5 protein-coding genes, 2 tRNA genes and 3 rRNA genes are annotated in these 12396 nt (G+C 53.3%); 5 read left to right on the top strand and 5 right to left on the bottom strand.

Annotated elements, in window-relative coordinates; translation table 11 throughout:
* Positions 1-2: 2 nt before the first annotated feature.
* Positions 3-1592 (bottom strand): bifunctional phosphoribosylaminoimidazolecarboxamide formyltransferase/IMP cyclohydrolase, encoded by a 1590-nt coding sequence (gene purH / locus JEM67_RS01845; RefSeq protein WP_199639570.1) that lies wholly within the window; start codon positions 1590-1592, stop codon positions 3-5.
* Positions 1593-2227: 635 nt separating this feature from the next.
* On the opposite strand from purH, the gene JEM67_RS01850 reads away from it, so the two are divergent.
* The 5 genes from JEM67_RS01850 to rrf all read left to right on the top strand — a co-directional run bounded on the left by JEM67_RS01850 (position 2228) and on the right by rrf (position 7487).
* Positions 2228-3769 (top strand): 16S ribosomal RNA (locus tag JEM67_RS01850).
* A 103-nt stretch (positions 3770-3872) separates the two neighbouring features.
* Positions 3873-3949 (top strand) — tRNA-Ile (locus tag JEM67_RS01855).
* A 123-nt stretch (positions 3950-4072) separates the two neighbouring features.
* Positions 4073-4148 (top strand) — tRNA-Ala (locus JEM67_RS01860).
* A gap of 205 nt (positions 4149-4353) precedes the next feature.
* A 23S ribosomal RNA gene (locus JEM67_RS01865) occupies positions 4354-7263 on the top strand.
* Between the two features lie 108 nt (positions 7264-7371).
* Positions 7372-7487 (top strand): 5S ribosomal RNA (rrf, locus tag JEM67_RS01870).
* The 16S, 23S and 5S rRNA genes sit together here with 2 tRNA genes alongside, the layout of an rRNA operon.
* A gap of 93 nt (positions 7488-7580) precedes the next feature.
* Here the strand turns inward: rrf and JEM67_RS01875 are convergent.
* The 4 genes from JEM67_RS01875 to acs form a co-directional block, all read right to left on the bottom strand.
* Positions 7581-8099 (bottom strand): ester cyclase, encoded by a 519-nt coding sequence (locus tag JEM67_RS01875; RefSeq protein WP_199638739.1) that lies wholly within the window; start codon positions 8097-8099, stop codon positions 7581-7583.
* A 171-nt stretch (positions 8100-8270) separates the two neighbouring features.
* Entirely contained in the window at positions 8271-9923 is a 1653-nt protein-coding gene (gene actP, locus JEM67_RS01880) for a cation/acetate symporter ActP (protein WP_199638741.1), read from the bottom strand.
* Entirely contained in the window at positions 9920-10231 is a 312-nt protein-coding gene (locus JEM67_RS01885; protein ID WP_013811145.1) for a DUF485 domain-containing protein, read from the bottom strand. Before JEM67_RS01885 ends, actP begins: the two co-directional genes overlap by 4 nt.
* Before the next feature lie 91 nt (positions 10232-10322).
* Entirely contained in the window at positions 10323-12281 is a 1959-nt protein-coding gene (gene acs, locus JEM67_RS01890) for an acetate--CoA ligase (RefSeq protein ID WP_199638743.1), read from the bottom strand.
* Positions 12282-12396: the final 115 nt, after the last annotated feature.

Raw genomic sequence — 12396 nt, forward strand, 5'->3', positions numbered from 1 at the left:
GATTAATGGCGGAAGTGGCGCATGTCGGTGAAGATCATCGCAATGCCGTGCTCGTTGGCGGCGGCAATCACTTCGTCGTCGCGGATTGAACCGCCAGGCTGGATCACGCAGGTGATGCCAACCGCCGCGGCCGCATCGATACCGTCACGGAACGGGAAGAAGGCGTCGGATGCCATGGCGGAACCTTTCACCTCAAGCCCTTCGTCAGCCGCTTTGATTCCGGCGATTTTGGCGGAGTAAACGCGGCTCATCTGGCCGGCGCCTATACCGATGGTCATGTTATCGCGCGCATAAACGATGGCGTTGGATTTAACGAACTTGGCCACTTTCCAGCAGAACAATGCATCACGCAGTTCCTGAGCGCTTGGCTGACGTTCGGATACCACGCGCAGATCGCCCTCGTTAACCATACCCAGATCGCGATCCTGCACCAACAGGCCGCCGTTGACGCGTTTGAAGTCCAGAGCGGCAACGCGCTGCTGCCACTGGCCGCAGGCCAGTACGCGCACGTTTTGTTTGGCGGCCAACAGCGTGCGGGCTTCCTGGCTGATGCTCGGTGCGATGATCACTTCCACGAACTGGCGGCTAATGATGGCTTGCGCGGTCGCGGCATCTAGCTCACGGTTGAAGGCGATGATACCGCCAAACGCCGAGGTCGGGTCGGTCTGGTAGGCGCGCTCGTAGGCCGCCAGAATATCGTCGCCGATCGCCACACCGCATGGGTTGGCGTGCTTGACGATCACGCAGGCCGGCTCGCCGAACTCTTTTACGCATTCCAGCGCGGCGTCGGTATCGGCGATGTTGTTATAGGACAGTGCCTTGCCCTGCAACTGGTCTGCGGTAGCGACAGAAGCTTCCTGAACGTTCTCTTCTATATAGAAGGCAGCTTGCTGGTGGCTGTTTTCACCGTAGCGCATATCCTGCTTCTTGATGTAGTTAAGGTTCAGGGTGCGGGGGAAACGGCCGGCAGGTTGTTCAGTATCACCGTGATAGGCCGGAACCAGTGCGCCGAAGTAGTTGGCGATCATGCTGTCGTAGGCGGCGGTATGCTCGAAGGCTTTAATCGCCAGATCGAAACGGGTGGCGTATTGCAGCGAGCCATCGTTGTTATCCATCTCGGTAATGATGGCGGCGTAGTCGCTGCTCTTCACCACGATAGCGACGTCTTTATGGTTCTTGGCTGCGGAGCGCACCATGGTCGGGCCGCCGATATCGATATTCTCGACGGCGTCTTCCAGCGAGCAGTCCGGGCGCGCGACTGTCTGGGCGAACGGATAAAGGTTAACGACCACCATGTCGATCGGCTTGATGTCGTGCTGGCCCATGATCGCATCGTCCTGACCGCGACGGCCCAGAATGCCACCGTGTACTTTGGGATGCAGGGTCTTAACTCGTCCGTCCATCATTTCCGGGAAACCGGTGTAGTCGGAAACTTCGGTAACAGGCAGGCCGGCATCTGCCAGCAAGCGGGCGGTGCCGCCGGTGGAGAGTAGTTCGACGCCACGCTGGGAAAGCGCTTCGGCGAATTCAACGATACCGGCTTTGTCGGAGACGCTGAGCAGAGCCCGGCGGATTGGACGAGGTTGTTGCATGGTTTTATCCCTTGGCTTTGGAGTCGCAATAAAGAGCGTTACGTGAATTTCCACCTGCTTCTCTCTATAAGGAAAGGATTTTCTCTCTATAGAGGAGCAATCGGGCACAGATTCAGGTAACGACCTTATAAAAGAGGGAGCGTTTCGTCGCGAGGAATTGTAGCGAAAACGTTTGCGCGGTGCTCGTAAATTTTCCGCGCAAATGGGTTCTGTGGATAAAGTTGTGCACAACAGGGTATAAAGACGGGTTTTGCTGTGGAATGCAGCAAACGATCGTTTTTGACGAAAATACCTGTTGCGGCCTGCGAGGAACTCCCTATAATGCGCCTCCATCGACACGGAACATGTGAACAACTTCACAGAGTCTCCGGGGTTCGAAGAGAAAAAATCCTGAAAATTGGGGTTGACTCTGAAAGAGGAAAGCGTAATATACGCCACCTCGAGATAGCAAGCTACGGCAGCTAACTCACTGCTCTTTAACAATTTATCAGACAATCTGTGTGGGCACTCCACAAGACGATATCCAGTACCTTCGGGTACGAAAAAATATCAAGTCTTGAAGAGTGACTACTGAAGTAAAATTCATTTAGTAACCTTTGAGCATCGCTTCACGAGTTGAAGCAAATCGAACTTTTAAATTGAAGAGTTTGATCATGGCTCAGATTGAACGCTGGCGGCAGGCCTAACACATGCAAGTCGAGCGGTAGCACAGGAGAGCTTGCTCTCTGGGTGACGAGCGGCGGACGGGTGAGTAATGTCTGGGAAACTGCCTGATGGAGGGGGATAACTACTGGAAACGGTAGCTAATACCGCATAACGTCTACGGACCAAAGTGGGGGACCTTCGGGCCTCACGCCATCAGATGTGCCCAGATGGGATTAGCTAGTAGGTGGGGTAATGGCTCACCTAGGCGACGATCCCTAGCTGGTCTGAGAGGATGACCAGCCACACTGGAACTGAGACACGGTCCAGACTCCTACGGGAGGCAGCAGTGGGGAATATTGCACAATGGGCGCAAGCCTGATGCAGCCATGCCGCGTGTGTGAAGAAGGCCTTAGGGTTGTAAAGCACTTTCAGCGAGGAGGAAGGGTAATGTGTTAATAGCACATTGCATTGACGTTACTCGCAGAAGAAGCACCGGCTAACTCCGTGCCAGCAGCCGCGGTAATACGGAGGGTGCAAGCGTTAATCGGAATTACTGGGCGTAAAGCGCACGCAGGCGGTTTGTTAAGTCAGATGTGAAATCCCCGCGCTTAACGTGGGAACTGCATTTGAAACTGGCAAGCTAGAGTCTTGTAGAGGGGGGTAGAATTCCAGGTGTAGCGGTGAAATGCGTAGAGATCTGGAGGAATACCGGTGGCGAAGGCGGCCCCCTGGACAAAGACTGACGCTCAGGTGCGAAAGCGTGGGGAGCAAACAGGATTAGATACCCTGGTAGTCCACGCTGTAAACGATGTCGATTTGGAGGTTGTGCCCTTGAGGCGTGGCTTCCGGAGCTAACGCGTTAAATCGACCGCCTGGGGAGTACGGCCGCAAGGTTAAAACTCAAATGAATTGACGGGGGCCCGCACAAGCGGTGGAGCATGTGGTTTAATTCGATGCAACGCGAAGAACCTTACCTACTCTTGACATCCAGAGAATTCGCTAGAGATAGCTTAGTGCCTTCGGGAACTCTGAGACAGGTGCTGCATGGCTGTCGTCAGCTCGTGTTGTGAAATGTTGGGTTAAGTCCCGCAACGAGCGCAACCCTTATCCTTTGTTGCCAGCGATTCGGTCGGGAACTCAAAGGAGACTGCCGGTGATAAACCGGAGGAAGGTGGGGATGACGTCAAGTCATCATGGCCCTTACGAGTAGGGCTACACACGTGCTACAATGGCGTATACAAAGAGAAGCGAACTCGCGAGAGCAAGCGGACCTCATAAAGTACGTCGTAGTCCGGATTGGAGTCTGCAACTCGACTCCATGAAGTCGGAATCGCTAGTAATCGTAGATCAGAATGCTACGGTGAATACGTTCCCGGGCCTTGTACACACCGCCCGTCACACCATGGGAGTGGGTTGCAAAAGAAGTAGGTAGCTTAACCTTCGGGAGGGCGCTTACCACTTTGTGATTCATGACTGGGGTGAAGTCGTAACAAGGTAACCGTAGGGGAACCTGCGGTTGGATCACCTCCTTACCTAATGATATTGATTCGAGTGGCGTGCTCACACAGATTGTCTGATGAAATGAAAGAGAGCATAAGGCTTAATCTTATCGGTTAAGTCTTAAAGCACCTTGTCGGGTCTGTAGCTCAGGTGGTTAGAGCGCACCCCTGATAAGGGTGAGGTCGGTGGTTCAAGTCCACTCAGACCCACCAATTCCCTCCTATCCTGCGTTGTCGACTCACATGTTTACGTCAGTAAACGTTGTAAGCCTTCGCTTTGACGAGAAGCGAATTGGCGAAGGTAGTAGACAGGGTGTAAAAATGCTTTTCTGATATGGGGCTATAGCTCAGCTGGGAGAGCGCCTGCCTTGCACGCAGGAGGTCAGCGGTTCGATCCCGCTTAGCTCCACCATATCAAAAAATCTTAAAACTGATTCGTAAGAGTCACGTTTAAGATATTGCTCTTTAACAATCTGGAACAAGCTGAAAATTGAAACATGACAGCTGAAACTTATCCCTCCGTAGATGTATTGGGGTAAGGAGTAACCTGTCATAGAGTCTCTCAAATAAACAGCACGACAGTGTTTTCTGTTTACAGAAACACCTTCGGGTTGTGAGGTTAAGTGACTAAGCGTACACGGTGGATGCCTAGGCAGTCAGAGGCGATGAAGGGCGTGCTAATCTGCGAAAAGTGTCGGTAAGGTGATATGAACCGTTATAACCGGCAATACCCGAATGGGGAAACCCAGTGCAATCCGTTGCACTATCATACGATGAATACATAGTCGTATGAGGCGAACCGGGGGAACTGAAACATCTAAGTACCCCGAGGAAAAGAAATCAACCGAGATTCCCCCAGTAGCGGCGAGCGAACGGGGAACAGCCCAGAACCTGAATCAGTTTGTGTGTTAGTGGAAGCGTCTGGAAAGTCGCACAGTAAAGGGTGATAGTCCCGTACACTAAAATGCACATTCTGTGAGTTCGATGAGTAGGGCGGGACACGTGACATCCTGTCTGAATATGGGGGGACCATCCTCCAAGGCTAAATACTCCTGACTGACCGATAGTGAACCAGTACCGTGAGGGAAAGGCGAAAAGAACCCCGGCGAGGGGAGTGAAATAGAACCTGAAACCGTGTACGTACAAGCAGTGGGAGCCTACTTTGTTGGGTGACTGCGTACCTTTTGTATAATGGGTCAGCGACTTATATTTTGTAGCAAGGTTAACCGTATAGGGGAGCCGTAGGGAAACCGAGTCTTAACTGGGCGAATAGTTGCAAGGTATAGACCCGAAACCCGGTGATCTAGCCATGGGCAGGTTGAAGGTTGGGTAACACTAACTGGAGGACCGAACCGACTAATGTTGAAAAATTAGCGGATGACTTGTGGCTGGGGGTGAAAGGCCAATCAAACCGGGAGATAGCTGGTTCTCCCCGAAAGCTATTTAGGTAGCGCCTCGTGAACTCATCTTCGGGGGTAGAGCACTGTTTCGGCTAGGGGGCCATCCCGGCTTACCAAACCGATGCAAACTCCGAATACCGAAGAATGTTATCACGGGAGACACACGGCGGGTGCTAACGTCCGTCGTGAAGAGGGAAACAACCCAGACCGCCAGCTAAGGTCCCAAAGTCATGGTTAAGTGGGAAACGATGTGGGAAGGCATAGACAGCCAGGATGTTGGCTTAGAAGCAGCCATCATTTAAAGAAAGCGTAATAGCTCACTGGTCGAGTCGGCCTGCGCGGAAGATGTAACGGGGCTAAACCATGCACCGAAGCTGCGGCAGCGACGCTTAGGCGTTGTTGGGTAGGGGAGCGTTCTGTAAGCCGTTGAAGGTGGCCTGTGAGGGTTGCTGGAGGTATCAGAAGTGCGAATGCTGACATAAGTAACGATAAAGCGGGTGAAAAACCCGCTCGCCGGAAGACCAAGGGTTCCTGTCCAACGTTAATCGGGGCAGGGTGAGTCGACCCCTAAGGCGAGGCCGAAAGGCGTAGTCGATGGGAAACAGGTTAATATTCCTGTACTCGGTGTTACTGCGAAGGGGGGACGGAGAAGGCTAGGCTAGCCGGGCGACGGTTGTCCCGGTTTAAGCGTGTAGGGGGAGAGAATTGGTAAATCCGTTCTCTTATTCAACCCTGAGGCGTGATGACGATGCACTACGGTGCAGAAGTAGTTGATGCCAAGCTTCCAGGAAAAGCCTCTAAGCATCAGGTAACACAGAATCGTACCCCAAACCGACACAGGTGGTCAGGTAGAGAATACCAAGGCGCTTGAGAGAACTCGGGTGAAGGAACTAGGCAAAATGGTGCCGTAACTTCGGGAGAAGGCACGCTGGCGCGTAGGTGAAGAGACTTGCTCTTGGAGCCGAAGCCAGTCGCAGATACCAGCTGGCTGCAACTGTTTAATAAAAACACAGCACTGTGCAAACACGAAAGTGGACGTATACGGTGTGACGCCTGCCCGGTGCTGGAAGGTTAATTGATGGGGTCAGCCGCAAGGCGAAGCTCTTGATCGAAGCCCCAGTAAACGGCGGCCGTAACTATAACGGTCCTAAGGTAGCGAAATTCCTTGTCGGGTAAGTTCCGACCTGCACGAATGGCGTAATGATGGCCAGGCTGTCTCCACCCGAGACTCAGTGAAATTGAACTCGCTGTGAAGATGCAGTGTACCCGCGGCAAGACGGAAAGACCCCGTGAACCTTTACTATAGCTTGACACTGAACATTGAGCCTTGATGTGTAGGATAGGTGGGAGGCTTTGAAGCGTGGACGCCAGTCTGCGTGGAGCCAACCTTGAAATACCACCCTTTAATGTTTGATGTTCTAACTCGGCCCCGTGATCCGGGGTGAGGACAGTGTCTGGTGGGTAGTTTGACTGGGGCGGTCTCCTCCCAAAGAGTAACGGAGGAGCACGAAGGTTAGCTAATCACGGTCGGACATCGTGAGGTTAGTGCAAAGGCATAAGCTAGCTTGACTGCGAGAGTGACGGCTCGAGCAGGTACGAAAGTAGGTCTTAGTGATCCGGTGGTTCTGAATGGAAGGGCCATCGCTCAACGGATAAAAGGTACTCCGGGGATAACAGGCTGATACCGCCCAAGAGTTCATATCGACGGCGGTGTTTGGCACCTCGATGTCGGCTCATCACATCCTGGGGCTGAAGTAGGTCCCAAGGGTATGGCTGTTCGCCATTTAAAGTGGTACGCGAGCTGGGTTTAGAACGTCGTGAGACAGTTCGGTCCCTATCTGCCGTGGGCGTTGGAAGATTGAGAGGGGTTGCTCCTAGTACGAGAGGACCGGAGTGAACGCACCACTGGTGTTCGGGTTGTCATGCCAATGGCATTGCCCGGTAGCTAAGTGCGGAAAAGATAAGCGCTGAAAGCATCTAAGCGCGAAACTTGCCTCGAGATGAGTCTTCCCTGGGCCTTTAAGGCCCCTGAAGGAACGTTTAAGACTAAGACGTTGATAGGCTGGGTGTGTAAGTGCAGCGATGCATTGAGCTAACCAGTACTAATGATCCGTGAGGCTTAACCTTACAACACCGAAGGTGTTTTAGAGAGATTAGTGTAGATTTTCAGCGAAGTTCCGAGATTGGTTTCAATGGCGACACGAGAGTGAAGCGGTTGGAATGAAACAGAATTTGCCTGGCGGCAATAGCGCGGTGGTCCCACCTGACCCCATGCCGAACTCAGAAGTGAAACGCCGTAGCGCCGATGGTAGTGTGGGGTCTCCCCATGCGAGAGTAGGACACTGCCAGGCATCAAACCAAGTCGAAAGCCTCATGCGAAAGCATGGGGCTTTTTGCTTTGCGGTCAGGAAATACCGGGCGCAGCTACGCTGCGCCTCAATAAGCTACATTTCCACGATCCCCAACTGCTGTAATAACGTCATATTATCCTCAATATGCCAATTGGCGGTTATTGAACCTTGTTTGATCTGATAGATATCTGTCGCAATAAAATCAATGGGTTGTCCCTTTCCCTGTTTACCCTGAAAACGGCCGGTAAAATGCCCGCTAAAGTGCAAATGCGCCACGACGCGATCGCCGGTGACAATCATTTGCGCTACCTCACAACGCAAATCCGGGATGGCTTGGCGGAAGGTTTTCGAGGCCTGCAACGCGCCGCGGATGCCCTGTATTCTGCCTGCGGGTAAGGTCATATCGGTAAAGTCGCTGGCCAGCGCCTGTTTTGCCAGCGCTTCATCGCCGGTATTCCAGAAGCTGTCGTAGCGTTTGGCGGCAAGTACCTGCGCCTGCAACTGTGCGGCCGGCAGGGTGTGGTCGCTAATCAATTGCAGTGGTTCGATAAGCGGGGTTGCCAGTGCGTTGCCGGCAAAGGCCAGCAATAGTAAGGCCATAGGCTGTTTCATGATTCTGTCTCTTGTATTGTTCAGAGCATCTATCTTGATTCTTGTTATTCGAATGAAAAACCCCGATATCAGCGATGAACCTTCAAAGATTATTTACAACTGACAGAACGAGAAAAGGCCCCGAAGGGCCTTTGATTAGGGGGTGTTTGCATTTTTTCACTTATTATTCGGTTAATGCGAGCTACCCTGAGAGATGCCCAATCCGGTTTGCGAACGTACAAACTGAGAGCGGAAGCGTTCGCGTTCCTGCTGCCCGGCTAGCGAACTGTCGGTGACTGAGAACAGCCAGGTACCCACAAACGCCACCAGCATGGAGAACAGCGCCGGATATTCATAAGGGTAGATCGGTTTTTCATGGCCAAGGATCTGCACCCAAATCGTCGGGCCCAGGATCATCAGGATCACTGCGGTCAGCAAGCCCAGCCAGCCGCCGATCATCGCTCCACGGGTTGTCAGGCGTGACCAGTACATTGAAAGAATGATAATCGGGAAGTTACAGCTGGCAGCGATAGAGAAGGCCAGTCCTACCATAAAGGCGATATTCTGCTTCTCAAACAAAATTCCCAGCGCGATTGCCACGATCCCCAGGATCACTACCGTGATTTTGGAAACCCGCAGCTCATCACGTTCGGTCGCCTTGCCATCTTTAACTACGCTAGCGTACAGGTCGTGAGATACCGCAGATGCCCCTGCCAGCGTCAGGCCGGCAACCACCGCAAGGATGGTGGCAAAGGCCACTGCCGAGATAAAGCCAAGGAAGAAGTTCCCGCCAACTGCATTGGCTAAATGCACTGCCGCCATATTGGTGCCGCCCAGCAGCGCACCGGTGGCATCTTTGAATGCCGGGTTAGGGCTGACCAGCAAAATAGCGCCAAAACCGATAATAAAGGTCAGGATATAGAAGTAGCCGATAAAACCAGTGGCATAGAACACGCTCTTACGCGCTTCCTTGGCGTCACTCACGGTAAAGAAGCGCATCAGAATATGCGGCAACCCGGCGGTACCGAACATCAGCGCCAGCCCCAGGGAAAGCGCCGAAATAGGATCGGAGACCAAACCACCCGGGCTCATAATGGCGATACCCTTCGGATGCACTTTTACGGCTTCGGCGAACAGGGTGTTGAAGTCAAAGTTGACTGATTTCATCACCATCAGAGCCATAAAGCTTGCACCGGCCAGCAGCAGCACCGCTTTGATAATTTGTACCCAGGTCGTGGCCAGCATGCCGCCGAACAGCACGTACAACACCATCAAAATACCGACTAAAATCACCGCCACGTGGTAGTTCAACCCGAACAATAACTGGATCAACTTGCCGGCCCCGACCATCTGAGCAATCAGATACAGCGCGACCACCACCAATGAACCGCAGGCAGAGAGTGTGCGGATCGGTTTTTGCTTCAGACGATAAGAGGCTACGTCAGCGAAAGTATAGCGGCCAAGGTTACGCAGGCGTTCGGCAATCAGGAACAGAATGATCGGCCAGCCGATCAAAAAGCCGATAGAGTAAATCAGCCCGTCATAGCCAGAGGTATACACCAGTGCGGAAATACCCAGGAAAGAAGCCGCCGACATAAAGTCACCGGCGATGGCAAGACCGTTCTGCAGGCCGGTGATTTTCCCCCCTGCGGTGTAGTAGTCCTGGCGCGAGCGGGTGCGCTTGGAGGCCCAATAGGTGATATACAACGTGGCGCCGACAAACAACACGAACATGACGATCGCCTGAATATTCAACGGCTGGCGGTGTACTTCACCGCTAATGGCATCGGCAAAGGCCAACCCCGGCAGAGCCAGCAGAGTTACGGCGGACAATAAACGCTTCATTTCTGCACCTCACGCAGGATTTCTGCAGTCAGGCGATCGAACTCGCCATTGGCGCGGAATACGTAGATCCCGGTCAGTACGAAAGAAATAACGATCAGGCCCACACCTACCGGGATCCCACGGGTGATGGTCGATCCGGCGGCGATCGGCGTGCCAAGCCACTGCGGATCGAAAGCGATCAGTAAAATAAAGCTAACGTAAAGCACCAGCGTAATCAACGAAAGCAGCCAGGCGAAACGGCCACGTTTTCGTACCAGCTCTTTAAAACGCGGGTTTTCCTCAATCCTTTGATAAATGGTGTCATTCATCAGTGCGTCTCCAGTAGGTATTGATCGAGAACGCCGCGCAGACAGCCGTCCATCGGGTGATTTCCTGATGAACGGCCGGAGACGGCGGAAATTACGACGGTACTTTCATGGATTGTTTTTCTTCCAACAGCTTGTCTACTACGGCCGGGTCCGCCAGGGTTGAGGTGTCCCCGAGATTACTGGTGTCACCCGCAGCGATTTTGCGCAGGATGCGACGCATGATCTTACCTGAACGCGTTTTAGGCAGAGAGTCTGTCCAGTGCAGCACGTCCGGCGTAGCGATCGGCCCTATTTCCTTGCGTACCCAGTTACGAACTTCGGTATAGAGTTCGGGAGAAGGTTCTTCGCCATGATTCAGCGTGATATAGGCATAAATTGCCTGACCTTTAATGTTATGCGGAATACCGACTACCGCCGCTTCGGCGATTTTCGGATGCGAGACCAGCGCAGACTCGATTTCTGCGGTACCCAGACGGTGCCCGGAAACGTTCAGCACGTCATCGACGCGACCTGTGATCCAGTAATATCCATCTTCATCGCGGCGTGCGCCGTCACCGCTGAAATACATCCCCTTAAAGGTTGAGAAGTAAGTCTGCTCAAAGCGATCGTGATCGCCAAACAGCGTACGAGCCTGGCCTGGCCAGGAATCGGTGATCACCAAATTGCCTTCGCAGGCACCTTCCTGCGGTGTGCCGATGTTATCGACCAAGGCAGGCTGCACGCCGAAGAACGGGCGCGTGGCAGAGCCGGCTTTCAACTCGGTTGCACCCGGCAGCGGGGTGATCATAAAGCCGCCGGTTTCGGTCTGCCACCAGGTGTCGACGATCGGGCATTTGCCGTTACCGATTTTGTTGTAATACCACTCCCAGGCTTCCGGGTTGATCGGCTCCCCGACCGAACCCATGATGCGCAGTGAATCGCGTTTGGTGCCTTCAATCGCTTTATCGCCTTCGGCCATCAGCGCACGAATGGCGGTGGGGGCGGTATACAAGATATTGACCTGATGCTTATCAATCACCTGTGACAGGCGGTTGACGCCAGGATAGTTCGGCACGCCTTCGAACATCAGGGTGATGGCGCCGCAGGCCAGCGGGCCGTAGAGCAGATAGCTGTGGCCTGTAACCCAGCCGACGTCGGCCGTACACCAGTACACGTCACCGTCGTGGTAGTCGAAGACGTACTTGAAGGTCATGGCGGCATACACCAGATAGCCACCGGTGGTGTGCAGCACGCCCTTGGGTTTGCCGGTCGATCCGGAGGTATAAAGGATAAACAACGGGTCTTCCGCATTCATTTCTTCCGGTGGACAGTCGGCGGAAACGCCGTTGGTCAGTTCATGCCACCATAAATCACGGCCTTCCTGCCAATAACCCGGCTTGCCGGTGCGTTGGAAAACGACCACGTTGGTGATGCTTTTCACGCCAGGATTTTTCAGCGCGTCGTCGACGTTCTTTTTCAGCGGTACGGCGCGCCCGGCGCGCAGGCCTTCGTCAGCGGTGATAACCAGCTTGGAATTGGAGTCGATAATGCGGCCGGCGACCGCCTCTGGCGAGAAACCGCCAAAGATTACCGAGTGCACCGCACCGATACGTGCACAGGCCAGCATGGCGACCGCGGCTTCCGGCACCATGGGCATATAGATAGCCACGACGTCGCCTTTTTTGACGCCCAACTTTTTCAGTACGTTGGCGAACTGGCAGACATCGTGATGCAGCTGTTTGTAGGTCACCTGTTTCGACTGGGTGGGGTCGTCACCTTCCCAGATAATGGCGGTCTGGTCACCGCGTTCGGCCAGATGGCGATCGAGACAGTTGGTCGCCAGGTTCAGAGTGCCGTCTTCAAACCAGCGGATACTGATATGGCCCGGGTCGAACGACGTGTTTTTTACCCGGCTATAAGGTTTGATCCAGTCCAGGATCTTTCCTTGCTCGCCCCAGAAAGTCTCTGGGTCTTGGACAGACTGTTGATAATATTGTTGGTATTGTTCTGGGTTAATCAGGGCGTGTTCTGCAATTGCAGAAGGAATAGCGTGTTTATGCACTTGGCTCATAGCTTTTCTCCTTGAAGTTGTTAATGATATGTCAACTGAAGGTTAAGTATAGTTTGCTATGATTCTTTGTTTCTTTTTTGCGCGGCAGATCACGCAACAAAGATATTGATTTGTA

It is taken from the genome of Serratia sp. PAMC26656 (genome assembly GCF_016469055.2).
GTDB classification, from domain to species: domain Bacteria; phylum Pseudomonadota; class Gammaproteobacteria; order Enterobacterales; family Enterobacteriaceae; genus Serratia; species Serratia plymuthica.

What these genes read in the sequence shown, in the direction of transcription:
- purH (WP_199639570.1), bottom strand. Translation starts at nt 1,592, where the DNA reads ATGCAACAACCTCGTCCAATCCGCCGGGCTCTGCTCAGCGTCTCCGAC.
- JEM67_RS01875 (WP_199638739.1), bottom strand. Translation starts at nt 8,099, where the DNA reads ATGAAACAGCCTATGGCCTTACTATTGCTGGCCTTTGCCGGCAACGCA.
- actP (WP_199638741.1), bottom strand. Translation starts at nt 9,923, where the DNA reads ATGAAGCGTTTATTGTCCGCCGTAACTCTGCTGGCTCTGCCGGGGTTG.
- JEM67_RS01885 (WP_013811145.1), bottom strand. Translation starts at nt 10,231, where the DNA reads ATGAATGACACCATTTATCAAAGGATTGAGGAAAACCCGCGTTTTAAA.
- acs (WP_199638743.1), bottom strand. Translation starts at nt 12,281, where the DNA reads ATGAGCCAAGTGCATAAACACGCTATTCCTTCTGCAATTGCAGAACAC.